General features: G+C 64.2%; 24 protein-coding genes and 1 tRNA gene. 11 read left to right on the forward strand and 14 right to left on the reverse strand.

The genetic code is table 11. From position 1 onward, the window contains the following. Positions 1 to 191: 191 nt before the first annotated feature. Positions 192 to 479: a hypothetical protein gene (locus tag X733_RS154010; RefSeq protein ID WP_023671677.1), complete on the forward strand. Its 288-nt coding sequence runs from the start codon at positions 192 to 194 to the stop codon at positions 477 to 479. Here X733_RS154010 and gluQRS read toward each other — a convergent pair whose 3' ends face one another. Next, positions 480 to 1,355 carry a tRNA glutamyl-Q(34) synthetase GluQRS gene (gene gluQRS / locus X733_RS154005; RefSeq protein WP_023685319.1) on the reverse strand — a complete coding sequence of 292 codons (876 nt, stop codon included), beginning with the start codon at positions 1,353 to 1,355 and terminating at the stop codon, positions 480 to 482. Between the two features lie 74 nt (positions 1,356 to 1,429). Here gluQRS and X733_RS154000 point away from each other — a divergent pair, with 74 nt between their 5' ends. Both X733_RS154000 and X733_RS153995 read left to right on the forward strand, forming a co-directional pair. Beyond that, entirely contained in the window at positions 1,430 to 2,071 is a 642-nt protein-coding gene (locus tag X733_RS154000) for a DNA-3-methyladenine glycosylase (RefSeq protein ID WP_023685318.1), read from the forward strand. A 127-nt stretch (positions 2,072 to 2,198) separates the two neighbouring features. Beyond that, entirely contained in the window at positions 2,199 to 2,756 is a 558-nt protein-coding gene (locus X733_RS153995; RefSeq protein ID WP_008874122.1) for an HNH endonuclease, read from the forward strand. A 265-nt stretch (positions 2,757 to 3,021) separates the two neighbouring features. Here X733_RS153995 and X733_RS153990 read toward each other — a convergent pair whose 3' ends face one another. Together X733_RS153990 and X733_RS153985 are read right to left on the reverse strand one after the other, a co-directional pair. After that, positions 3,022 to 3,540 (reverse strand): disulfide bond formation protein B, encoded by a 519-nt coding sequence (locus tag X733_RS153990; RefSeq protein WP_023714966.1) that lies wholly within the window; start codon positions 3,538 to 3,540, stop codon positions 3,022 to 3,024. A gap of 62 nt (positions 3,541 to 3,602) precedes the next feature. Continuing rightward, positions 3,603 to 4,187, reverse strand: coding sequence for a YqaA family protein (locus X733_RS153985; protein ID WP_023815696.1), 585 nt, complete (start codon positions 4,185 to 4,187; stop codon positions 3,603 to 3,605). 206 nt (positions 4,188 to 4,393) lie between these two features. Here X733_RS153985 and X733_RS153980 point away from each other — a divergent pair. Further along, positions 4,394 to 4,478, forward strand: a tRNA-Leu gene (locus tag X733_RS153980). Between the two features lie 188 nt (positions 4,479 to 4,666). Here the strand turns inward: X733_RS153980 and X733_RS153975 are convergent. The 7 genes from X733_RS153975 to X733_RS153945 form a co-directional block, all read right to left on the reverse strand. Beyond that, on the reverse strand, positions 4,667 to 5,242 hold the full coding sequence (locus X733_RS153975; RefSeq protein ID WP_023673757.1) for a cation transporter: 576 nt from the start codon (positions 5,240 to 5,242) through the stop codon (positions 4,667 to 4,669). A gap of 139 nt (positions 5,243 to 5,381) precedes the next feature. After that, complete coding sequence (locus tag X733_RS153970) at positions 5,382 to 6,533, reverse strand: YncE family protein (protein ID WP_023818494.1); 1,152 nt, start codon at positions 6,531 to 6,533, stop codon at positions 5,382 to 5,384. Positions 6,534 to 6,609: 76 nt separating this feature from the next. Beyond that, positions 6,610 to 7,890 carry a GNAT family N-acetyltransferase gene (locus tag X733_RS153965; protein WP_023731050.1) on the reverse strand — a complete coding sequence of 427 codons (1,281 nt, stop codon included), beginning with the start codon at positions 7,888 to 7,890 and terminating at the stop codon, positions 6,610 to 6,612. Continuing rightward, on the reverse strand, positions 7,890 to 9,293 hold the full coding sequence (locus tag X733_RS153960) for a lipopolysaccharide biosynthesis protein (RefSeq protein WP_023818495.1): 1,404 nt from the start codon (positions 9,291 to 9,293) through the stop codon (positions 7,890 to 7,892). The genes X733_RS153965 and X733_RS153960 overlap by 1 nt, the downstream gene beginning before the upstream one ends. Before the next feature lie 260 nt (positions 9,294 to 9,553). Next, complete coding sequence (locus tag X733_RS153955) at positions 9,554 to 10,057, reverse strand: hypothetical protein (RefSeq protein WP_023686685.1); 504 nt, start codon at positions 10,055 to 10,057, stop codon at positions 9,554 to 9,556. Positions 10,058 to 10,209: 152 nt separating this feature from the next. Further along, a complete protein-coding gene (locus X733_RS1000000167915; protein ID WP_081740632.1) occupies positions 10,210 to 10,515 on the reverse strand; it encodes a hypothetical protein in 306 nt (101 codons plus the stop codon). Next, positions 10,493 to 10,765 carry a DUF4242 domain-containing protein gene (locus X733_RS153945; RefSeq protein WP_023673765.1) on the reverse strand — a complete coding sequence of 91 codons (273 nt, stop codon included), beginning with the start codon at positions 10,763 to 10,765 and terminating at the stop codon, positions 10,493 to 10,495. The genes X733_RS1000000167915 and X733_RS153945 overlap by 23 nt, the downstream gene beginning before the upstream one ends. A gap of 244 nt (positions 10,766 to 11,009) precedes the next feature. Here X733_RS153945 and X733_RS153940 point away from each other — a divergent pair, with 244 nt between their 5' ends. Beyond that, positions 11,010 to 13,598, forward strand: a complete 2,589-nt coding sequence (locus X733_RS153940) for a LuxR family transcriptional regulator (protein WP_031193216.1) — start codon at positions 11,010 to 11,012, stop codon at positions 13,596 to 13,598. A 269-nt stretch (positions 13,599 to 13,867) separates the two neighbouring features. Here X733_RS153940 and secA read toward each other — a convergent pair whose 3' ends face one another. Further along, positions 13,868 to 16,600 (reverse strand): preprotein translocase subunit SecA, encoded by a 2,733-nt coding sequence (gene secA / locus X733_RS153935; RefSeq protein WP_023672992.1) that lies wholly within the window; start codon positions 16,598 to 16,600, stop codon positions 13,868 to 13,870. 244 nt (positions 16,601 to 16,844) lie between these two features. Between secA and X733_RS153930 the strand changes: the two genes are divergently transcribed. Next, positions 16,845 to 17,765: a peptidylprolyl isomerase gene (locus X733_RS153930; protein WP_023735173.1), complete on the forward strand. Its 921-nt coding sequence runs from the start codon at positions 16,845 to 16,847 to the stop codon at positions 17,763 to 17,765. Between the two features lie 46 nt (positions 17,766 to 17,811). Here the strand turns inward: X733_RS153930 and X733_RS153925 are convergent, their stop codons facing one another. Both X733_RS153925 and X733_RS153920 read right to left on the reverse strand, forming a co-directional pair. After that, complete coding sequence (locus X733_RS153925) at positions 17,812 to 18,399, reverse strand: TetR/AcrR family transcriptional regulator (RefSeq protein ID WP_023818498.1); 588 nt, start codon at positions 18,397 to 18,399, stop codon at positions 17,812 to 17,814. 114 nt (positions 18,400 to 18,513) lie between these two features. After that, positions 18,514 to 19,743 (reverse strand): caspase domain-containing protein, encoded by a 1,230-nt coding sequence (locus X733_RS153920; protein WP_023818499.1) that lies wholly within the window; start codon positions 19,741 to 19,743, stop codon positions 18,514 to 18,516. Between the two features lie 169 nt (positions 19,744 to 19,912). On the opposite strand from X733_RS153920, the gene argJ reads away from it, so the two are divergent. The 5 genes from argJ to X733_RS153895 all read left to right on the forward strand — a co-directional run bounded on the left by argJ (position 19,913) and on the right by X733_RS153895 (position 23,062). Continuing rightward, on the forward strand, positions 19,913 to 21,154 hold the full coding sequence (gene argJ, locus X733_RS153915; RefSeq protein ID WP_023818500.1) for a bifunctional glutamate N-acetyltransferase/amino-acid acetyltransferase ArgJ: 1,242 nt from the start codon (positions 19,913 to 19,915) through the stop codon (positions 21,152 to 21,154). A gap of 29 nt (positions 21,155 to 21,183) precedes the next feature. After that, complete coding sequence (locus X733_RS153910; protein ID WP_023713717.1) at positions 21,184 to 21,933, forward strand: GNAT family N-acetyltransferase; 750 nt, start codon at positions 21,184 to 21,186, stop codon at positions 21,931 to 21,933. Then, a complete protein-coding gene (mutT, locus tag X733_RS153905; RefSeq protein ID WP_023685791.1) occupies positions 21,930 to 22,346 on the forward strand; it encodes an 8-oxo-dGTP diphosphatase MutT in 417 nt (138 codons plus the stop codon). The genes X733_RS153910 and mutT overlap by 4 nt, the downstream gene beginning before the upstream one ends. A 97-nt stretch (positions 22,347 to 22,443) precedes the next feature. After that, the gene (locus X733_RS153900) at positions 22,444 to 22,752 is read left to right on the forward strand and encodes a hypothetical protein (RefSeq protein WP_023818501.1); all 309 of its coding nucleotides are present in this window, start codon (positions 22,444 to 22,446) and stop codon (positions 22,750 to 22,752) included. 127 nt (positions 22,753 to 22,879) lie between these two features. After that, the gene (locus X733_RS153895) at positions 22,880 to 23,062 is read left to right on the forward strand and encodes a Flp family type IVb pilin (protein ID WP_023818502.1); all 183 of its coding nucleotides are present in this window, start codon (positions 22,880 to 22,882) and stop codon (positions 23,060 to 23,062) included. Between the two features lie 12 nt (positions 23,063 to 23,074). On the opposite strand, the gene X733_RS153890 is transcribed toward X733_RS153895, so the two are convergent. Further along, positions 23,075 to 23,953: a methyltransferase domain-containing protein gene (locus X733_RS153890; RefSeq protein ID WP_023818503.1), complete on the reverse strand. Its 879-nt coding sequence runs from the start codon at positions 23,951 to 23,953 to the stop codon at positions 23,075 to 23,077. Positions 23,954 to 24,008 lie beyond the last annotated feature (55 nt).

Consider the following 24,008-nt stretch of genomic DNA (forward strand, 5'->3'; position numbering starts at 1 on the left):
GTCCGATTCGGTGAAGAGACAAATACGGCAATTGCTCTAATGCGGTTCAATCCGGCAAGCAAAGTGAAACAATTGGTACATAAGCTCATCCTGATGTAGGAGGTGGCCGAATTCAAAGGGCGGCGTCAGGGCAATCGACTTCTGTCGATCGATCCGGCGACATGGCGTTTCGGCTTCGACAGGGAGCGCGCATGCTGTTGCATCTCGATACAAGCTGGCTGTTGATGACGGTGGCCAGTGTGGCCGTGTTCGGCTTCTTCTTCGGCTCAGCGCTCGACGCCATCATGCAGGAGGACGGTTTTGGGTCGACCGGCAACACGCTGCTGTTCACGCTCGGCTTTTTCGCCGCGGTCATGGCCGCGAACGAACATGGCATCGTCCTGAGAGATCTGAAGCTCGCGGTTGCCTGGGGACTGGGCGGCGCCTTCGCGTTTATCGGCGCGTTGGCGCTGCTCAAGGCGGGGCTGGCCCGGCTTTAGTCATAGCCCGACCAGCCGCCTGACATCGTCCGGCGACATGCCTGCCTGCCTCAGCGCGGCAAGGCCGGTATCAGCAAAACTCTTCGACAGTTTGCGCCCATCCGGTCCGAGTATGAGACGGTGGTGGAAATACTGCGGCTGGCCGAGGCCGAGCAATTCCTGCAGCAGGCGCTGGATGCCGGTCGCGGAATAGAGGTCGCGGCCACGCACGACATGGCTCACACCTTGCAGGGCGTCGTCGACGACGACGGCCAGGTGATAGCTGGTCGGTATGTCGCGGCGCGCCAGAATGACGTCGCCCCAGTCCTGCGGACGCGCCTCGACGCGCTGCGTCGCCGAAAGCGTCTCGTTGGTGAATTCGCGCCAGGACAAATCCGTGCCGACGCGCGCCAGCGCCGCCTTAACGTCGAGGCGCCAGGCGAAGGGCGCATTTTCGGCGATGCGGCGGTTGCGTTCGCTGATCGGCAGCGCCTTGTCGGCGCCGGGATAAAGCGGCACGCCGTCCGGGTCGCGCGGCCAGTCGCGGCCGCGTTTTTCACTGTCGGCGATGAAGGCCCTGATCTCGCCACGGCTCATAAAGGCAGGGTAGACGAGGTCTTCGCGGACCAGCCGGTCGAGCACGGCCTGATAGTCGGAGAAATGCTCGGCCTGGCGCCGCACCGGCTGTTCCCATTCGAGACCTAACCATTCGAGGTCGCGAAAGATGCCAGCCTCGAATTCAGGCGTGCAGCGGATCGTGTCGATGTCCTCGATGCGCAGCAGCAGGCGGCCGCCGGCCGCACGCGCCAGTTGCTGGTTGAGCAGTGCCGAATAGGCATGGCCGAGATGCAGTTCGCCATTCGGGCTCGGCGCGAAGCGGAATGTCAGGAGCGTCATCTCACAAGCGGCAATCGGGTTGTGCAGCGGTTTTGCCAATTGCTACCGTGAGGTCGGTTCAGGAACAAGAAAACATGCAACGCATCGCGACACTGGACGATATTGCGCGCGGGCTGGATGCGCTTTGCGCAATCGATCCGCGCCTGGAAAAGGTGCGCGGCATGGCCGGCGAGGTGCCGCTGCGGCTGTCGGAGCCCGGCTTTCGAAGCCTGGCCTCCATTATCGTTTCGCAACAAGTATCCCGTGCGAGCGCCGATGCCATTTTCGGCCGGCTGGTGAAACTGGTCGATCCGCTAACGCCGCAGGCGATCCTTGCCGCCGGCGAGGACATGTTTCGTGAGGCTGGGCTGTCGCGGCCGAAGCAGCGCGGTCTGATCGCGGTTGCGCAGGCCGTGGTTGAGGGGCTCGACCTGCATCACCTCTGTTCGCTCGACGCCGAAGAGGCGATCGCGGCTATGATCGCGGTGCCGGGCATCGGCCCGTGGACGGCGGAAGTCTATCTCCTGTTTGCCGCCGGCCACCCCGATATTTTCCCCGCGCGCGACGTCGCGCTGCAGAGCGCGGTTGGCCACGCGCTCGGCATCGAGCCGCGTCCGCCGGAGAAAACGCTGATCGCCCTGGCCGAATCATGGAGCCCGTGGCGAGGTGTCGCATCGCGGCTTTTCTGGTCCTATTATCGCGAAACCAGGGGCCGGGACGCAGCACCTCCGGCCTGAAACCGTAAAAAAGCATGAAAATCCTGCATTTTTGCCGCTTTTGGCTGATGACAATCCGCTTCACATCCCTGTCATGTCGGGCTTACAGTATCCGCGCCGATCGGTTCTAGAACGAGGAGGTCAACAAGTGACGGTTGCCGTATCTCCGGATGGGCTTCCTGCGCTGGTGCTGAATGCGGATTACCGTCCGCTCAGCTATTACCCCTTGTCGCTCTGGTCCTGGCAGGACGCCATCAAGGCGGTGTTCCTCGACCGGGTCAACATCGTCGCCGAATACGAGCATGCGGTGTCTTCGCCGACCTTTTCGATGAAGCTGCCCAGCGTCGTCAGCCTGAAGGCCTATGTGAAGCCGTCGAGGCACCCGGCATTCACCCGCTTCAACGTGTTCCTGCGCGACCGCTTCCAGTGCCAGTATTGCGGCACGCCCGAGGATCTGACCTTCGACCACGTCATCCCGCGCCATCGCGGCGGGGCGACGACGTGGGAGAATGTCGTGGCCGCCTGTTCACCCTGCAATCTGAGGAAGGGTGGCATGATGCCGGCGCACGCCAAGATGTGGCCGCTGCAGAAGCCCTACCAGCCGACCGTGCACGACCTGCACAACAATGGCCGGCTGTTCCCGCCCAACCATCTGCATGAAAGCTGGATGGATTATCTCTACTGGGATGTGGAGTTGGAGCCGTAGGGATTGGCCCGATCGGCCTTGCCAGGGCAATCGCCGATGTCAGGTGCTGCCCCTCATCCGGCTGCGCCACCTTCTCCCCGTATTGTGACGGGGAGAAGGGAATTGGCTGCAAATCTGGCGCCCTTCTTTCAGCGTTCGGGATTGGCGAAACCATTGATGACTGCGTCTTTCTCCCCGTCACTACACGGGGAGAAATGCCCGGCAGGGCAATGAGGGGCGGTGCCAACATTTAGAGACTGGCCGCATGGCGCGACCTCGCACTTGATTAGTCGCGCGCCAGCGCGCCGCGGAAGGCGATGGCGGCGAGGATGAAGCTGGCTATGGCGTTCCACCCGGCCAGCGACAGGCCGAGGATACGAAGGGCTGCCTTGTCGCACGATGGCGGCACGAATTTGTCGAGCGCGTCGAGCACGCCCTTGCCGCCGGTGTCGACCGGGCCGGCGCCGGCCGTGCAATCGGCCGGGCCCTGCCACCAGGCCCATTCGACGCCCGAATGATAGACGCCGAGATAGAGCCCGTAGAGCATCAGCAGGCCGCCGACGGCAAGCAGGCCGCGCGTCAGCCATGCGGGTGCGCTGAACATCGAGGCGATCACCGCCAGCAGCATCAGCGGGGCGCCGATATAATAGGGCGTGCGCTGCTCCAGGCAGAGATGGCAGGGGATGTAGCCGCCTATGTGCTGGAAGGCGAGCGCGGAGCCGACCGTGGCGGCCATGGCGACGGCGAGAAACAAAGCGGTGCGCGTGCGCTGGCGTCCGGTATCGGCTGTCATCGTGGCTGTCATGTTTCGTCCGTTGAATTCGCCGTCCGCCGGCATAGTCCTGACCCACCGCCCGCCTTGGGCGGTCAGAAGGCGTATTTGACGAGGATATAGAGCAAAATCAGGGCGGCGGCGCCGGCGCCGACGATCAATCCCAAACGCTTCTCGATGAATTCCTTGATCTCTTCGCCATAGCGGCGCAGCAGCCAGGCCAGAAGCAGGAAACGGGCGCCACGCGCCAGGATGGCGGAGACGATGAAGACGAAAAGATTGACGTGGAGGGCGCCTGCCAGAATGGTGACCACCTTGATCGGCGGCAAGTGGGCGGCACCCGATGTGACAAGCAGCACCAGCATCAGCCCGGTGCCGGCCGACTGCCACCTCTCGAACGCGTCAAGGCCGCCAAAGTGCTCCAGCATCGGCCGTGCTATCGTGTCGTAGGCATAGTAACCGATCAGCCAGCCGGCAATGCCGCCCAGCACCGACGCGACAGTGGCGGTCAGCGCATAGCGATAGGCGCGTTCGGGCCGCGCCAACGCCATGGGCAGGTACAAGACGTCGGCAGGTATGAAAAACACCGAGCTTTCGACGAAGGCGATGAAGGCCAGCCACCATTCGGCGGATTTGCGGGCCGCCAGCGACAAGGTCCAGTCGTAAAGTCCGCGAAGCATCGGCTCTCCTGGATGCAGGTTGCCCAGACGCAACGCGCTTTGATGCGCGTCTGTCTAGAAAGATTTTCCGCGCCGCACAATGGCAGGAGCGTCATGAAACAGAAAGGCGGGCTTTTGCCGCAAGCAGGGCACGGCGGCGCATTTGGCCAGTTGACGAACAGGCCTCCGACCGTATAGTCCGCGCCCATCCAGGCCTCCTGGCCTGAGCCCCTATGGCGGAATTGGTAGACGCGCTCGACTCAAAATCGAGTTCCGCAAGGAGTGCTGGTTCGATTCCGGCTAGGGGCACCATTTTTGATCTCACGCCAGTTCGCTTCGCTCATGGGCTCCGATGGGGCGGCCTGACCGGCCGACGGGCGGTCGCCCTTGCGAACCCTCCGGGTTCGAACAGTGCCTCGAACACAGAGCCAACCGCGGCTGCTGAGGATGACAGCGATAGCGCCAATCAGCGGCGGCCGGTAGCCCCGCTCTACGTGCTCTCAGGCCGCCGCACGGTGTTCTTCACGGGCAGCTTCCCACACTTCGCGGGCCGCGTCGGCGTTCATGACCGCGATCCCCAATCCCACCGCCAAATCGGGCCACGCGGAATGCCAGAGCAAGGCCGTCACCAACCCTGCGGCAATAATGGCGATGTTGGCCAAGGCGTCGTTGCGGGCCGACAGGAAGGCCGCCTTTGTGAGGCTGCCGCCACGATGCCGGTGCGCGGCCAGCATGTAGGCACAGGACAGGTTGACGGCGAGGGCACCAAGTCCCGCCAAGGTCAAGGCGATGGGCTGCGGCGGCACCGGCACGTTGAACTTCTCCCAAGCCGTCCAGAGCGTTGCCAGACCCGGCATGAGAAGGATGAGCGCCAATGCCATCCCCACCCGCGCACGGGAGCGCACAGACCAGCCAAGTGCGAGCAGGATAAGGAGGTTCACGGAAGCATCTTCAAGAAAGTCGATGCTGTCGGCGAACAGGGACACTGATCCAATGGCGAGCGCCACAGCGAACTCGATCCCGAAATAGGCAAGATTGAGAAGCGCGACGATGAGGACGATGCGGCGAAGGTTCATCTTCTGGCAGTATCCGAAACCAGTGTGTGGAGCTACAGCTTCGCGGTTTCCAAGGAAAGCCCCTGCTCGTTGCGGGTCCCGGCCGATGGGCGGTTGCCCTTGCGACCTTTTGCGTTCGAGCCGCGCCTCGAACACGGACTTAGCGCATATTCCCCGTATGCCCTTGCGAATACCGCCCCGGCTGCGGCCACACCGTCAGGCCGTGCGGCTCTGAGCCAACCCGAAACTTGGTCACCGCGCCCGATGTCGTGTCGATCATGTAGGCGGCACTGTCGAAGCGGCCGGACAGCCATAGTTGTTTGCCGTCGGCGCTGACGTTGCCCATGTCGGGGCTGCCGCCGCCGGGGATCGGCCATTGCGTGACGACCGCGCGGGTAGCGAAGTCGATCACCGTCACGCTGCCCGGTCCCTTTGCCTGACCCTGCTCCATCTTGTGCGAGCCCCGGTTCGAGACATAGAGCCGCTTGCCGTCGCGGCTGACGACGAAGCCATGGGCGCCGATGCCGGTCGGGATGAAGCCGATCTCCTTGAAACTGTCGCCATCGACGAGGAAGACGCCGTCATTCATCATGTCGGCGACGTAAAAAACCTTGCCGTCCGGCGAGAGGCGGATGTCCTGCGGCATGCCCATTTTCGAGAGGTCGAGATGGCTAAGCACCTTCTGGTTCTTCAGGTCGATCTTGGCCAATCCGCCCTTGTCGTATTCGCAGGTGAAGATCGCGTAGGCCCCGTCGGCCGAGAATTCGGCGTGGTTGATGCCGGGGCAAGTGGGCGTCGGCAGGCTCGACCTCAGCGCCATGGTGTGGGGATCGCGGAAATCGAGCCGCTCCAGGGCTTCGTCGACGACGATGGCCGCGCCCGGCATGAAATACAAGTTGTAGGGATCGTCCACGGCGATCTGCGGGCCGGGCTTGCCGGTCATCGGGTCGATCGGCGTCAGGCTGCCGTTCTTGCCGGTGCCATTGTTGGCGACCCAGAGCGTCTTCAGGTCCCAGGACGGCACGACGTGCTGCGGTTTGCTGCCGACCGGGAACCTGTCGACTTCCTTGAGCGTCATGGTGTCGATCACCGTGACGCTGTTGGACGAGCGGTTCGGCACATAGACGCGCGGCAGTGCACCCAGCGTGGCCGGGCTGAGATGGCCGGCGGCGGTGTGGCTGTAGATGTTGATGGACGGCGCGGGCTCGCTGCAATCCTCGGGACAGCTATCGGCCCAGGCGCGGACAGGCAGCAGTGCAAGCAGCGAAAAGGCCGCACGGGGACCGGCGTGACGCAAAAAGGTTCTGATCATCAGGATGGCTTGTCGTGAAGGCCGGCCGAAATTGCCGCGCCGACCCATAGCTGGTGTCTTGCCGTTGATCCAGTGGCTATCGCCGTCCCAGCAAACTCTTCACGCGGTTGCGCAGCAGGCGGGCCATGTTGCGGGTCTCGCGGTAGAGATGCAACTGCGAGGCTGCCTGGCGGGCGAGGCGGTCGGCATCCGGAGTCAGCCCGATCACCAGCGAGCCCATCGGCTTGCGCTCGCTCCACAGCCGGCTCATCACCGGATGGTCGGGCACGGCGCAGGAATCGGTCATCATAATGTTGGGGTCGTCGAGATGCTGCCTGGTCACCTTGATCATCAACAGCGTGCCCGGCGAATAGGTCGCCAGCGTCTCGTCATAGGCGGTCTTCCAGGTGTAGGCGACGCCGGCCTCGACGAAGACGACCAGGCAGGCGATCGTGCGGCCGTCCAGCGTCAGCGAATGGATGCGGCACATGTCGTGCTCGGCCAGCCGGTGCACGGCTTCGCGGGCAAAGGCGGCGCGGTAGCGGTCGATGGCCATGGCGGTGCGCTCGCGGCCCTTCCAGCCGGCGGCTTCCAGCGTCAAAAAACTTTCGATGGCGTGGCGGATTTCGTCCGGTCCCCGCGCCACGACATGTTCCAGCCTGCCGAGATCCCCCAGGCGCCGCTTTAGGCGGCGGAATTCGCGGTAGTGGTGCGCGCGCAGCGATGCCTTCAGATACGCCTCGCCGTCGAGCGTACTTTCGAGCACCGGCCGGTCCGCCTTGCCGGTGGTGACCATCGTCAGGCCGCGCGTCTCGGCAACGGTGGCCAGCACGCTGGCCAATGGGCCGTCGAGGCGCATGTCGGGCAGCACGAAGACCTTCGGCAGCTTGAGATGCGGCCGCGACAGCATGCCGAAGAAATCCTCGACGACGCCGATCGGGTCGTCGTGGTCGACCAGCGGTGTGCCGATCGGGCCGAACGGGCTCGACCAGGTGCGCATCACCGGAACGCCGAGCGGCACGGCCGGCCTTTCGACCGAGAACGGCACCAGCAGGCGCAGCCGGTTGCGGTATTCGTCGCCGTCGCGGATCACCGCCAGCTTGACCTCGCGATCTTCCAGCCGGGGCATGGCCGGCGCAAGAAAGCGCGGGTTGAAGAAGACGTTGGGCTCGATCGTGCGGGTGCACAGAAAGTCGAGTTCCTCGACCAGCTCGAAGCCGGCCGAAGCCGGATAGATCGCCAGCTTGCGCAGCGGCCGGTTGCTGGCGAGGATCTCGAGATGCGCCGGATCGGCGTCGCGCGCCAGGCCGGCAAGGCCGGACACCATGGCGCCGGCCGGACCGCCGCTGGTTTCCTCGATCAGCGGGATGGCGGCCATCAGGCATCTCCCTTGGCGGCGGGCACGAAGATCAGCATGACGATGCCGAGCTTGCGCCAGACGGTGAAGGACAGGGCGCTGGCCTCGAAGACCATGGCGAGGCTGGTGGCGATCGCCGCCCCCCACAGGCCGAAGAACGGGATCAGCACCACGTTGAGACCGATGTTGAAGGCCAGCGTCATGGCATAGACGGCGGCGCAGATGTTCTGGTTGCCGCTCATCGTCAGAAGGCTTTCGCACGGGCCGACGGCGGCGCGCGCCACGACGCCGAACACCAGCAGGAACAACAGCGGATAGCCGGCGGTGAATTCCGGGCCGAACAGAACCAGCATCGGTTCGCCGAGCGCCAGCACCAGCAGCGCCATCAACAGCGACGGCCAGAACGTCCACGACACGGTCTCGCGGGCGAAGGCGGCGAGCTTTTCCGGTTCGCCATGGGTGAACTGCGCATAACGCTGGGCAACGCCGGCCTTGACGGAGAAATAGACGAAATGCACCAGCGCCAGCGTCTTGACGGTGGCGAAATAGACGGCGACGTCATTGGGCTGGAGATAGGCGCCGACCATCAGCACGTCGGCGTTGGTGAGCAGGAAGAAGAAGCTTTCGACCAGGAAGATCGGCAGCGAGACGATGAACCACTCGGCGAAATGCACCTTCATCGGCCCGGACGGGATATTCCTGCCCATGCGCGTGGTCACGCCGATGAGCTGGCCGAGCGTGGTGGCGTAGGTGGCGGCGATCGAGGCGAAGATCGCTGTCCTGGCGTCGGGCGCATAGCCCATTGCCAGCATCAGCGCCATCAGCGCCAGGATCAGCACCGGCCGCACCAGATAGGTCGGCGACAACGCAAACAACGCCCAGGAATTGGCGCGTGACTGGCCTTGCAGCAGATCGCCCATGGCGATCATCGGCAGGCAGAACAGGCCGAGGATGAAGGGCATTACATAGTAGCTCTCGATCCAGTTCGCGCACAGCCAGACGCCCAGTGCGCCAAGCCCGGCGATCGCGGTCGAGGCAATCAGCACGAACAGGCGGCTGGCGACCACGATGCCGCGCAGTTCGGCGAGCATGTTGCGTTCGCGGTATTCGGGGATGAAGCGGATCACCGAAGTGTGGAAGCCGAGGCAGGCGAGGTTGCCGACGATGACCATCGTCACCCAGACGAGGACGAAGATTCCGTATTCGAACGAGCCCATCCAGCGCGCCATCAGCACTTGGCTGATGAAGGCGATGACGGCGCTGACGATGCGGATGGCAAAGGCGATCAGCGACATGCGCCCGGCTTCGCCGCGCTCGTCGGCGGTGAACAGCACCGCATCGATCCGGCCAAGCAGCGGCCCCATGCGCAGCGCCAAGCGCTGCGGCAAGAACCGCCCGGCCGTCGTCGCCGCGGAAAACCGCACCCCGATGTCTCTCCGTTTTCCGCCTCTTTTCAAGCTTTCGATGTATCCGAAACACCTTAAGAAAGGGTGGGCAGGTGCGGGTGCGCCGAGGGGCCAAGGACGGCCGCGTGTGCAAGGTGCGTCATCGTATGCCGGGGCATAATAAAAGGCGAGCGAACGCCGGGGAAGACTGGGGAGCCGGTCGGCGTTTCGCTCGCCCCTCCCCCGCCAAGGGGGATGGCCAGGCACCGGGTGTGTCCGGTGCCGGAGGTGTCGGAGCGTTACATCCCCTTCATGGCGTCGCACGACACGTTCGGGTTCATGTCGGCGAAGGCGCCCGTCGGGTTCTGTTTCCATGCCCAGACGTGCAGTTCGTAGAACGGGCCGAGGCCGTAGCGATTGGGGGCGCTGTTGAAGTTGAACAGCTGGCCTTCGAGCGAGGCCGGGCCCTTCGAGGTGATGTATTCGACCGCTATCAGCTTCAGGCTGCCGTCGGCCGTCGGCTCGTACATCACCGCTTCGGGCTTGGCGACATCGACGGCATCGTCCTTGAGATAGGCGCCGTTGACATAGTGGATGCCCATGGCGCCGCCGGTGATGCCGCTGGCGCAAGGGATGGGGGCATAGCCTTCGGCGGTGGCGGCTGCCACATTTTCGAAGCGGCTGTTGGCTGCGCGCACCTTTTCGGCCAACGGGTTGGCGTCGTGTGCCTGGGCGGCCGCACCCGCCGCGATCGAGATGGCGGCGAAAGCCGCGAAGCGTGTCGTCCAAAGCATTTTGGTCATGGTCTTCCGTCCGTTTGTTGACGCTCGAGGCGGCGGCGGCCGATGCCGAAACGCCTGCGGCGTTGGTTTAGGATTTGGTTTGTCCGTCCCGGTTCATGCGATGCGGCTTCCGTTGCCGGGCTTTGGCCGCAGCCATTAAAAACCGTGCAAAATCAACGATCCCAAAAGTAATATTGCCAATATTCCTGCGGGACGTCCCGCTCCGATAGCCCGATGTCGCGCCTCAGATAGCCGCCTTCCGGGGGCAAGCGCCGCCTTTCAGACAGATACGCAGGCAGCTTCGACGCGAACCGCCATAGACGGCCGAGCACGGAGGTTGGCCGGCCGGTCTTTCCCAGGACAGGCCCGATTCCACCGAGCGGCAGGCCATCAGGCAGTTCGCCATGGCCACGAAGGACAGTTTGATGCTCATCATCGTGGCGACCGAACGCAGGATCAGAGGTAAAAGTAAGGGTCAAGAACCCGCACCTCCGTGATCTTGTCGACCGGCAGCGAGTTTTTCTGAGCGGTGCTGCGGATAGCTTCGGGCGTCGGCGCGTCGTAGATGCAGAAGCTGTGCTTCTTGTCGGGCGTGACGAAGGACTGGATCCAGGTGACGCCCTTTTCGGCATTGCGCATGACGACGCCGCCGACCGCGCTGGCGCCGATGTCGGTCATCGGAATGTTGAGGCCGTCCGGAAATGTGCGTTCAATCAGATACCGAGGCATGGAAGACTTCCTTTTCCATTGGTTCACGCTCGATCGGAGCGCTGCTGGACGTTGACCACGCCGGCCCGGCCCGCGCATCGGAACGATTCCCCATATTGGACGGGACGATTCCCTGTATTGGCGTCGTTCTTTGTGGAAAGAGGCACGGCAATGTGTGCAAAGTCACATTGCGGCGCTTTCTTCACGGGCTAATCGTGAGCGGCCCGCCATGGTGGGAAAACTCCGATCCTGTGAGACGATGACAATGATGCTTCTGGAACGGCAGACGCAGCTGCAGCAGCTGGAGACACTGCTTGGCGATGCAATAGGCGGCCATGGCCGCGTCGCCGTGCTGGCCGGGGAGGCCGGCGCCGGCAAGACGGCGCTTGTCGAGGCATTCGCGGCCCGTGTCGGGCAAAGCGCGGCAATGTTGCGCAGCGCTTGCGAGGATCTGTCGATCCCAGATCCGCTGGGGCCGCTCTACGATCTGGCCCGTGAGGCGCAATGGGCGCTGCCGCGCGCAATCGATGCCCGGCATGGGCAGAGACTGCCGCTGTTTTCCGATGCGCTCGACGCCTTCGCGGCCAAGGGGCCGAGCCTGCTGATCATCGAAGATTTGCACTGGGCCGACGATGCGACGCTCGATTTCGTGCGCTTCCTCGGCCGGCGTATCGCCAACACCCATATCCTGCTGTTGCTCACGGCGCGCACCGACCGCAGCGAAGGACAGATGCGGGTGCGCCGCGCCCTTGGCGAAATCCCAGCCGGCAGCGTGGCGCGTATCGACGTGCCGCTGCTTAGCGAGGCGGCCGTGCTGTCGCTCGCCGATGCGGCCGGACGCGATGGCGACGCCATCTACCGGGCGACCGCAGGCAATGCCTTCTTCGTCACCGAATTGCTGTCGGCCGAAAACGAAATGGCACTGCCGGCAAGCGTGCGCGACGCGGTGCTGGCAAGGGCTGAACGGCTGTCGGTTGGCGCCCGGGCAATGCTCGACGCGGTGTCGGTGTTTCCGCGCCGCGCCGACGCCTGGGCCCTGCATGGCCTGTGCGGCGTCGCCAGCGCCGGCCAGTTGGCCGAGTGTGTCGCCAACGGCCTGCTCGACGATCTGGGCGACGGCTATGCCTTCCGCCACGACATCGCGCGGCGCGCCATCGAAATGATGCTGACGACGTCGCACAGGCGGCAATTCAACCAGCGCGCTTTGGCTGCGCTGCTCGAAAATGGCGACGTCTCAACAGGCCGCCTGGTGCATCATGCGGTCGAGGCGCACAATCTGGCGGCGGTGCGCGAACTTGCGCCGATCGCCGCGCGCGAGGCGTCGCGCGTCGGCGCCCATCGCGATGCCGCCGGCTATTACGAGATCGCCTTGCAGCAGGCCGACAGCCTGCCGGCCACGGAACGTTCGGAACTCTACGAAAGACATGCCTTCGAATGCCATCTCATTGGCAAGATCGCCGAGGCTCTCGCGTCGCAGGCAGAGGCGCGCCGGTTGCATCAGGCCGACGGCAACAGGTTGAAGGAAGGCGACAGCCTGAGATGGCTCTCCCGGCTGAGCGAAATGGGCGATGACCGCGAGGCGGCGGCCGCCTTCGGCGCCGAGGCTGTGGCTATGCTGGAAGCGGCTCCCGCCGGTCCCGAACTCGCCATGGCCTATTCGAACCTTTCGCATCTGGCGATGCTTTCGGAGAGGGTGGAAGACACGCTGTTCTATGGCGAGAAGGCAGCCGCGCTGGCTGCGCGCATGAACCGTCCCGACATCGCGTCGCATGCCCTCAACAATGTCGGCTGCGTCGAGCAGTGGCTCAATCCGGATGCCGGACGCCTGCGCCTCGACGAAAGCCTTGAAATTGCGCTCCAAGGCAATTTCCAGGAACATGCCGCGCGCGCCTTCACCAACCGCGCCTGTTTCGAGATCACCCAGATGAGCTACGACGCGGCACGTCCGGTGCTCGAGAGCGGCATCCACTATTGCACCGAGAACGACCTCGGCACCTGGCGCGACTATCTCAGGGGCATGCTGGCCGATGTGCAACTGCGTCAGGGCCAATGGGATGAGGCCGCCGCGACGGCAAGCGATGTCATCGACAATGAGCGGACAACCACCGTGGGCCGGTTTCCGGCGCTGCTGGCACTGGCGAAACTGCGCCTGAGGCGCGGCGATCCCTCGGCCGAGCCGCTGTTCGCCGAAATGGCGCGTCTGGTCGGAAGCGGCGGCGACCTGCAGATGCTGAGCTCTTACGCGGCGCTGATGGCGGAGCAGGCATGGCTGGGCCTGGCCGACAGGCAAGAGGCGCTGGCGCTGATCACCCGCGCCGAAACGCCGGTGCGCTCGCGTGCCCATGTCGGTGAGCTGGCTCTGTGGCGAACATTGCTCTCTCCCGATATGCCGGCCGGCGACACCGCCGAGATGGCGACACCATACCGGCTGCTCCTGACCGGCGACTGGCGTTCGGCTTCGGCACTCTGGTCCGAATTGAATGCGCCATACGAGCGCGGACTGGCGCTCATCCTCGGCGATGACGAGGGGCAGCGTCTGGCATTGGATATTTTCGACGGCCTGGGGGCAAGGCCGGCGGCCCAGCGCCTGCGCGATATCATGCGCAGGAACGGCGTTGGCGGCATCGCCCGCGGCCCGCGCCGCTCGACGCGCGCCAACCTCGCCGGCCTCACCTTGCGCCAGATGCAGGTGCTGCAGCTGATCGAACGTGGTCTCTCCAACAAGCGGATCGCCGAGCAATTGACGATTTCGCCAAAGACGGTCGATCACCATGTCTCGGCGGTGCTGGGCAAGCTGGACGCGGTCTCGCGCGGCGAAGCGACGGCGGCGGCAAGGGATTCAGGGTTGTTGTGAGGTTTGACGAACGCGAAGGTCGGCGATCCTTCGCGCCCCCCTCTGTCCTGCCGGACATCTCCCCCTCAAGGGGGGAGATTGGCTGTCATTGCGGCTTTCGCCAATTGTCGAAATTGAAAGAAGACACGGCGCCGAAGCTGCTGATCTCCCCCCTTGAGGGGGTTGAGGCGTGGTCCGCGTTAGCGGACGGAAAGCCAACTGCTTGGCTTTCCGAGCGACGAAAGCCGGCAGGACAGAGGGGGGCGCTGTCCCGCCGACCTAACGAATGATCAGGCAAACGCGCCGTGGCAGTGCTTGTATTTCTTGCCGGAGCCGCAGGGGCAGGCTTCGTTGCGGCCGATCTTGCCCCAGGTCGCCTGGTTGTTCGGATCGCGGTCTTCGGGAGCGACGATGGCGTTGCTCTCCTGGCGGACCAGAAGTGCGGTCTCGCCGCCCTCGAAATCGTCCTCGCCCGTGGTGCCGTCAATGTGGCTGCCGAACATTTCAGGCGCTTCGGGCGGCGGTGCTTCGGCGGCCTGGCGGACCAGTTCGACCCGCATCAATTGCGCGGTGACGGCCTGGCGCAGATTGCCGAGCAGCGCCTGGAACAGCTCGAACGCCTCGCTCTTGTATTCCTGCAGCGGATCGCGCTGGGCGTAGCCGCGGAAGCCGACGACCGAACGCAGATGGTCGAGGTTGACGATGTGCTCGCGCCACAGATGATCGAGCGTCTGCAGCACCACCGAGCGTTCGACATAGCTCATCACGTCGGGGCCGAAGCGCTCGGCGCGCTCCTTGGCGGCGGCGTCGGCGGCCTTGGTCAGGCGCTCGCGGATGTCGTCCTCGGCGATGCCTTCTTCCTTGACCCAGTCCTCGACCGGCAGGTCGAGATTGAGGAATTCGGCGACCTCGGCCTTGAGGCCGGCGACGTTCCACTGCTCGGCATAGGCGTTTTCGGGGATGTTCTTGGTGACGATCTCCTCGATGACGCCTTCGCGCATCTCGGCGATCGTCTCGGACAGTCCTTCGCCGTCCATCAATTCGATGCGCTGCTCGAACACCACCTTGCGCTGGTCGTTCGAGACGTCGTCGTATTTCAACAGGTTCTTGCGGATATCGAAGTTGCGCGCTTCGACCTTCTTCTGCGCCTTTTCCAGCGCCTTGTTGATCCACGGATGGATGATGGCCTCGTCTTCCTTGAGGCCAAGCTTCTGCAGCATGCCGTCCATGCGCTCGGAGCCGAAGATGCGCATCAGATCGTCCTGCAGCGACAGGAAGAATTTCGAACGGCCGGGGTCGCCCTGGCGGCCGGAGCGGCCGCGGAGCTGGTTGTCGATGCGGCGCGATTCATGGCGCTCGGTGGCGAGCACGTAGAGGCCGCCGGCGGCTAGCGCCTTTTCCTTCAGGCGCTCGACATCGGCAATGATTTCCTTTTCGCGCGCCTCGCGCTCGGGACCAGCAGGCATGTCGCCCAGTTCGTCCTCGATGCGCATCTCGGCGTTGCCGCCGAGCTTGATGTCGGTGCCGCGTCCCGCCATGTTGGTGGCGATGGTGATGGCGCCGGGCTTGCCGGCCTGGGCGACGATGGCCGCTTCGCGCTCGTGATGGCGGGCGTTCAGCACCTCGAAATCCTTGAACCCTTCCTTGCGCAGGCGCTCGGCCAGCTGCTCGGATTTTTCGATCGAGGTGGTGCCGACCAGCGTCGGCTGGCCCTTGGCGCGCGCTTCCTTGATCTCCTTGACGATCGCCTTGTACTTCTCCTCGACCGTCCGGTAGACCTCGTCGTCCTCGTCCTTGCGGATGACCGGCAGATTGGTCGGGATCTCGGTGACTTCGAGGCCGTAAATGTTGCCGAACTCCTCGGCCTCGGTCAGCGCCGTGCCGGTCATGCCGGACAGCTTCTTGTAGAGGCGGAAATAGTTCTGGAAGGTGACGGATGCCAGCGTCTGGTTTTCCGGCTGGATCGCCACATGCTCCTTGGCTTCGAGCGCCTGGTGCAGGCCTTCCGAATAGCGGCGCCCCGGCATCATGCGGCCGGTGAATTCGTCGATGATGACGATCTCGTCGTTGCGGACGATGTAGTCCTTGTCCTTCTGGAACAGCCGGTGCGCCTTCAGCGCGTTGTTGACGTGGTGGACGATGGCGACGTTCTCGACGTCATAGAGCGACTCGCCCTTGAGCAGGCCGGCCGCGCGCAGCAGGTTTTCCAGCTTCTCGGTGCCTTCCTCGGTGAAGATCGAGGTCTTCTGCTTCTCGTCGATCTCGTAGTCGGCCGGGCCGAGCTGCAGCATGAAGGCGTCGATGGTGTTGTACATTTCCGAACGGTCCTCGAGCGGACCGGAAATGATCAGCGGCGTGCGCGCCTCGTCGACCAGGATGGAATCGACTTCGTCGACGATCGCGTAATTGTGGCCGCGCTGCACCATCTGCGCGCGCTCATACTTCATGTTGTCGCGCAGATAGTCGAAGCCGAGCTCGTTGTTGGTGGCATAGGTAACATCGGACGCGTAGGCGACGCGGCGTTCCTCGTCGGACAGGCCATGGACGATGACGCCGACCGAGAGGCCGAGGAATTTGTAGACGCGGCCCATCCATTCGGAGTCGCGGGTGGCAAGGTAGTCGTTGACGGTGACGACATGGACGCCCTTGCCGGCAAGCGCGTTGAGATAAACGGGCAGGGTGGCGACCAGGGTCTTGCCCTCGCCGGTACGCATTTCGGCGATGCCGCCATTGTGCAGCACCATGCCGCCGATCAGCTGCACGTCGAACGGGCGCATGCCGAGCACGCGGCGGGATGCCTCGCGGACGGTGGCGAAGGCCGGCACCAGCAGGTCATCGAGCGTGGCGCCGTTGGCGATATCCTGGCGGAATTTTTCCGTGCGGGCCTGAAGCTCGGCGTCGGACAGCGCCCGCATCTCGTTTTCCATGGCGTTGATCGCCTCGACACGCGGCCGGGTCGATTTTACGCGACGATCGTTGGAGGAACCGAAAACCTTACGGGCGAGACCGCCGAGACTGACCATCCGATGGTCCTTTCGATAGAATTCTCAATTTTGAGATGAGCGCCGGCCGGCCCCATCAATTCCGCGTGAAACGCGGACAAACACAAAAAGCGCCCGGAAAACGGTTCTGGACGCAAAGTCGTTGGACAGATAAGAGGGGGCTCAACTGATGTCAACGCCGCGTTAGCCCTATGGGCAGCGCCAAATTCCGCCACAATCCGGCTGATCTGCAAGCCCTACCAATCCCCCCTTGGAGTTAATCTTGATGTCCTTACTGTTTCGCCGTGCGTCGCTCGCCAGCCTTGGCTTGGCTTTCGGCCTGTCGGCCCTGTCGCTGTCTCCGCTGATGGCCCAGGAAGCCGCTCCCGCCCCGGCCGCTGCCGCAGCAGCGCCGGCGGCAGCCCCCGTCGATCCGAACGCCGTTATCGCTACCGTCAATGGCCAGAAGCTGACCGAGGCGGACCTTGGGCTTGCCGAGGGCGAGCTGTCGCAGCAGTTCTCGCAGTTGCCACCCGAGCAGCGCCGCGCCGCCGCCCTTTCGGCGGCCATCGAAATCCGCGTCATGGCCGCCCAGGCGGTCGCTACCGGGCTCGACAAGGATCCCGAATTCCAGCGCCGCATGGCGTTCCTGCAGCAGCGCGCGCTGCATGGCGAGATGGTCGAGAAGGGCGTCGTCGACAAGGTTACCGATGCCGAGGTGCGCGCCCGCTACGACCAAGAAATCGCCAGCACGCCGCCGGTCAATGAGATTCATGCCCGTCACATCCTCGTGAAGACGAAGGAAGAGGCCGAGGCGATCATCAAGCAGCTCGATGGCGGTGCCGACTTCCAGAAGCTCGCCAACGAGCATACCAGCGATCCCTCGGGCAAGACCAATGGCGGCGATCTCGGCTGGTTCGGCCCGGGGCAGATGGTGCCGGAATTCGACAAGGCGGCAGTTGCGCTCGAAATCGGCAAATACACCAAGGAGCCGGTGCAAACGCAATTCGGCTGGCATGTCATCAAGCTCGAGGACAAGCGCACCAAACAGCCGCCGGCCTTCGACGACGTCAAGGACCAGGCCAAGCAGGCGGTGATCCGCGACAAGTATTTCGCACTGGTCAAGCAGCTGCGCGGCGCCGCAAAGGTTGAAATCCCCGACGCCAATCTGAAGAAGGCCGTCGACACGATGGAAGCCGGCAAGTAAGGCCGGCACCGAAAAACATGCAAAAGGGCGCCGTTCGGCGCCCTTTTCAATTGCGGGAGATGCCTGCCATCACATAGCGGACAGTGGCACGGATTGTCGCCTCATCTTCGTCCAGCCGGTTGGTCAAAAGGTGTTTCCAGGCATAGGAAGCGATGAGGTCGGCGACCAGCGCTGCGTCGATATCGGCCGCAACCTCGCCGCGCGCCTTGGCGCGCTCGATGATCCGAGCGGTGTGGGACACGCGCCCATCGGCATAGCCAGTCAGGGCCGCGGCCGCCGCTTCGTCCGACTGGGCCTCGGCGATCAGCGAGCGGAATACGCTGCCCGAGGATGTGTCGCGCCAATGCGCGAAGAGGTTCCTCAGGAAACCGACGAGGTCGTCTTCGAGACTGCCGGTATCGGGGACGTCGACACGCTTTTGCCGCTTGTAGACCTCCAGCAGCAGGGCCGCCTTGCTCGGCCACCAGCGATAGATCGTGGGTTTGCCGGCGCGCGCCCGCCGCGCCACCGCCTCTATGGAGAAGCCGGCATAGCCGGCCTCGACCAGCACCGCCTCCGCGGCCTCGAGAATGGCCTCGGCGCTGTCTGGGTTGCGCCGCGCCCCGATCGATCTGCGCGCCGGATCCTCGCCCATGTCTGTCCTCGCCAACAATCTCGCCGGCAATATAGGTGAGCTGGCAGGCAAACGAAACGGCCCGTTTCCAGCGCTTGTAGAAGCAGGTCTCACATTCGCCCTTCGCGGGGATTTTCAGTTCATCGCTTGCGAGGTTTCCGAGGCGATCCGCCACTGGCCGTCGCTCTTCACCAGCCCAAGCGTGACGCGTGCCTTGCCGGTCATGCGCGCCGCCGATTTGTCTTTCGACACATAGTCGTAGCTCATCGCGAACACGGCTTCGGCGCGGTTCTCGCCCTGCGGCGTCACCTCGAGGCTGCCGGGCTCGAGACTGAACGACCAGGATGCAAATTGCGCGAACCAGCCCGTCTTGAGCTTGACGACGGCGTCGCTGTCATAGCGCGTGCCGAAGATGGTGGCGGAAGGCGCATAGAGCCGCTTGACGGTCTCGCCGATCGCCGCGGCATCGGGCGCAAGATAGTCGTCACGCAGGAATTTCTCGATTGCGGTCTTGTCGTCGCCTACAGACCGTTCGAGTGCCGCAACCTTTGTTTCGGGCGCCGGGGGGACGGCGGGCTTCGGCTGTGCAACCGTTTCGCCGCCGGGCACAAACTCAAACCGTTCGAGCAGCGAACCCTGTTCCCATGGGCGCTGTCCCTCGCGGGTTTCGGAGACCACGTCGCGGCGCACCGCGATCATCATGTCGTTGATGCTCTGGCCGGGCTCGGCCATGTGCCGCAGCAGGGCGGCGGCGAACGGCGAATTGCGTCCGGTGCCGTCCATGGCGACAGCGCCTGGCGCCGTCGAGAAGGCGATGAAGGAGCCGCGCGTCGAATCGAACTGCGCCAGACCGGCAAGCGCCGTTGCCGAGCGCGTGGTGGCGGTGCGGCTCAGGCTGCGGGCAAAGGGATTGTTGCGGCAGGCATCGAGAAAGACCAGGCTGACCTTGGTCTGCTGCTCCATGATGTCGAGGACTTCGTCGATCGGCACGGCTTCGAGCTGCAGCTTGACCGGCATGTCGAGCTGGGCGTCGACCGGCACGATGTAGTTGCGCCCTTCCACCTGCAGGCCGTGGCCGGCGTAATAGAAAAGCCCGACGCCCGCACCTTCGAGCGCATCGGAAAATTCGCCGATCTTGCGCTCGAGTTCGCGCTTGCCGAGATCGTTGCCCTCGATGACGTCGAAGCCGATCGAGCGCAGCTTGCCGGCAATATCGAGGGCATCGTTGACCGGATTGGTGAGCGTGCCGGCTTCGGCATAGGTGCCATTGCCGATGACCAGCGCCACGCGCCGTTCCGGCTGCGCATCGGCGCTCAGGAGCAAAAGCCCCATAAACGCCACCGCCAAGATCACCAGCCTGCCCATGGCCGATATCATAACGCCAGAGGCCCCGGTGACGCCAACGGATTTGAAATGCAAGCTTAATCCCTGGTGGCTTGCCCACAGCGGCGGCCAAGAAAACGCCCTTGCGCCGGGCCGTGCTATCGGGCAAACCGGCCTTCGCCCAGCGTTTTTCCGTCGCCCGAGGTCCCCAATGTACGCAACGATTTCGCCGCTCGCGCCGAAGAAATATCCCAAAATGCCTGCCATTGAGGGCGTGCGCATCGCCACCGCAGAGGCCGGGATCAAGTACAAGAACCGTACCGACCTCTTGGCCATGGTCTTCGATGCCGGCACAGCGGTTGCCGGCGTGTTCACGAAGTCGAAATGCCCCTCGGCGCCGGTCGACTTCTGCCGCGAGAACCTTGGCGCCGGCAAGGCGCGGGTGCTTGTGGTCAATTCCGGCAACGCCAACGCCTTCACCGGCAAGAAGGGCCGCGCCTCCACCCAACTGACCGGCGAGGCCGCGGCCAAGGCCGCAGGCTGCACGCCAGGCGAAGTGTTCCTCGCTTCTACCGGGGTAATCGGCGAGCCGCTCGACACCACCAAATTCAGCCATTTGCTGGCCGGACTGGTCAAGGACGGCAAGCCGGATCTGTGGACCGAGGCGGCAAAGGCCATCATGACCACCGACACCTATCCGAAAGTGGCGACAGCGACGGTCAAGCTCGGCGACACCGACGTCATCATCAATGGCATCTCCAAGGGCGCCGGCATGATCGCGCCCGATATGGCGACTATGCTGTCCTTCATCGCCACCGATGCGCCGATTGCCGCCCCCGTGCTGCAGGACTTGTTGTCGCGCGGCACGGCCAAGACCTTCAACGCCGTCACCGTCGACAGCGACACCTCGACCAGCGACACGCTGCTGTTGTTCGCCACCGGAGCCGCTGCCAAGCGCGGCGCGCCCGCCATCAGCGATCCCAAGGATGCGCGTCTCGGCGCGTTCCGCCGGGCGCTGGGCAAGGTGCTCAAATCGCTGGCGCTGCAAGTGGTGCGCGACGGCGAGGGCGCCCGCAAGCAGGTCGAAGTCACCGTTACCGGCGCCAAATCGGCGCGCTCGGCCAAGCGCATCGCGCTGTCCATCGCCAATTCGCCGCTGGTCAAGACGGCGGTTGCCGGCGAGGACGCCAATTGGGGCCGCGTCGTCATGGCCGTCGGCAAGGCCGGCGAGCCGGCCGATCGCGACCGGCTGTCGATCTGGTTCGGCGACAACCGTCTGGCGCATGAGGGCGAACGCGACCCGGGCTACTCCGAGGAAGCGACCTCGGCCTATATGAAGCGCGACGACATTCGCATCCGCGCCGATATCGGTATCGGCCGCGGCAAGGCGACGGTGTGGACCTGCGACCTCACCAAGGAATATGTCGCCATCAATGGCGATTACCGGAGCTGATGGAGTTGGCTTCCAGGCATCCGGCAAGCATGCTCGCCATCGTGCGCCGCTACGAGGCTGCGGGGTTTCGCGCCTGGCCGGCGGCGGCCGTGCATTATGACGGCACCTGGGTGGTGCGGCTGACAGCCGGCCATCCGGCCAAGCGGCTGAACTCGGTCAACCCGCTCGATCCCGGCGACACCCAGCACATTGCCGAGCGCATCGGCCGCGCCAGCCGGCGCTTCGACGCCTATGGCAGGCCGCTGACCTTCCGCATCTCGCCGCTGTCGGGGCCGGACCTGGCCAAGCATCTCGACAATGAGGGCTGGAGCACATTCGACGAATCCCTGGTGATGCGGCTGCCGCTGGCGGACGCGCAACTGGCGCCGGCCATGGACCAGATTCCGCTGAAGGATATCAGCCGCTTTCTCGGCGCGTCGCTCAAGGTCAGCGGCTCGGATGCATCGCTGCGGCCCGGTCTTTCGGAAATCATCGGCGCTATCCAACCCGAAGTCGGGCTGTTTGCGCTGGAGGAAGGGGCCGACCCTCTGGCGGTGCTGATCTGCGTCCATGACGGCGATCTTGCCGGTCTGTTCGAGATCGCCACCGCCAAGTCGGCGCGCAATCAGGGCCATGGCCGCAACCTGATCCTGTCGGCGCTGAAGTGGGCGAGGCTGCGTGGCGCTCGCGAAGCCTGGCTGCAGGTCGAGGCCGGCAATGCGCCGGCGCTGGCGCTCTATCGCTCGCTGGGCTTCGACGAAGTCTATCGCTACCACTATCGCCGGCCGCCGGGCGCATGAGCGAGATCACCGGCAAACGCCTGCTGCTGGTCGCCGCGTGCGCGCTGGTCGATACCGATGGGCGGGTGCTTCTGGCGCAGCGACCCGAGGGCAAACAGCTTGCCGGCCTGTGGGAATTTCCCGGCGGTAAGGTAGAGCCAGGCGAGACGCCGGAACAATGCCTGATCCGCGAACTGCAAGAAGAGATCGGAATCGAGACCGACATCCCCTGCCTGGCGCCGCTCACCTTCGCCAGCCATTCCTATGATGATTTCCATCTCCTGATGCCGCTCTTCGTCTGCCGCCGCTTTCGCGGCATCGCGCAGCCCAGGGAAGGGCAGGCGTTGAAATGGGTGCGGCCAAAACAGATGCGCGACTATCCCATGCCGCCGGCCGACGCGCCGCTGATCCAGTTCCTCATCGACCTGTTGTGATACAAAGCCATTTCGCGGTCTGATCTAGCCAGCGTTAATGGAAGATTTATCTCGTCGTGAAAAATTGCGGCAAAGCGGGTTCGCGGGGAGCGATTGCATGAGCCTCGACAGGGAATGGGACTCGATCCGGCCGGATCGCAGCTTTCGCGCCGCCGGCGTCGGCATATTGCGCGTCACGCTGTTGTTCGGCTCGGCCGCAGTGGCGCTGGCGCTGATTGCGGTCCCCGTGCTGGACAACCAGACGCGATCATCCAGCCGCGATGCTCTTGCAGGCGGTCTCGACCCGATGAGCACGGGTTCGATCGGCTCGCGGGCCACCTATACGCTGCGCAGAAGCGTGCTGCAGCCCTCACCGAGCTCAGTCTGCATCATCCGCGCCGACGGCCAACGCAGCGGCGACTGCTGACCAACAAGGTCGACACCAGCTTGAGAACTTCCTCAACGCAGGCCCATTTCACAGCCTGTTAAGCTTGTGCCGTTAACCTTTCTTAACAGGTCGGCGATATGGTCGGGGATGAGAGGGATCGACGATCATGAAGCCATTGCTGCGCCGATTTTTGCAAGACGAAACAGGCGCCACGGCCGTTGAATATGGCCTGATCGTCGCCGTGCTGTCGCTTGCCATCGTCGGCGGCATCGGCAAGGTCACCACCGCGATCCAGTTTTTGTTCAGTGATACCAACAGCAAGCTTGCCAATGCCTTCGCCGAGCACTGATCCGGAGCGTCGTCACCGCCCGCCGGGATCTTCCAGTATTGTCTTCAGCGAGACCTTCGCCGAGCCCGGTTTCAAGGGCTTTTGCTGCGATGCATCGGGCGCCCAGCCCGACATCCAGACGATGGAAAAGCTTGCCCTGATGCGGCCATCAGCGTCCGAAAAGCGTTCGGCATAGAGTTCGGCGGCACGGGTAAAAAGCTTTCGCGCTCCCGGTCGCCGGCTGCGATCGGTCAGCGCGCTGGTTTCGCCCATCGCCCTGAGATCGGCCGTGAGGTCGAAAAGAGTATCGTAGCGCGCCGTCACAGTTTCGACGTCGGCCACCGGCAGCGCCAGTCCGGCGCGCTGCAGCAATGCGCCGGCATCGCGAACATCCGTGAAGGGGATGACGCGCGGGCTGGCGCCGCCATAGAGCTCGGTCTNGGTCTCGGCGGCGAGCAGGCTTTCGCGCAATTCGGAAAGCGTGCCGGCGCCGGCAAAGGCGCCGAGAAAAAGCCCGTCGGGCCTGAGCGCGCGGCGGATCTGCACCAGCATGCCGGGAATGTCGTTCATCGCCTGGAGCGACAGGAGCGAAACGACGAGGTCGAGGCTTTCCGGCTGGAACGGCACTGTCTCCAGCGGTGCTACCAGCCCTGGCCGGCCGTCCAGAAACGCTGGATCTGCCTCGACGCGCACGATCTCCGCTGCCTTGCCGCTTGCAGCGACCACGTCCGTTGCGTCCGGCGTCTGGCAAAACAGCACCGCGGCCTTGCCGAATTTCCGCTCGACCGCGCCAAGCCGGTCGGCAAGGTCTTCCGCCGCCCGCCGCATCAGAAAATCCGCGCCGGCTACGGGGTGGGCTAGGGCCCTGCGCTTGCGCACCAGCCAAAGTTCAGTATCGATGATCGGCTGCAACGGTAGACATCCTGTTTGTCCGTCTAGTGATATCCTGGCGCGGACGACAAAACCA

Source organism: Mesorhizobium sp. L2C066B000 (assembly GCF_000502335.1).
Taxonomy (GTDB): domain Bacteria; phylum Pseudomonadota; class Alphaproteobacteria; order Rhizobiales; family Rhizobiaceae; genus Mesorhizobium.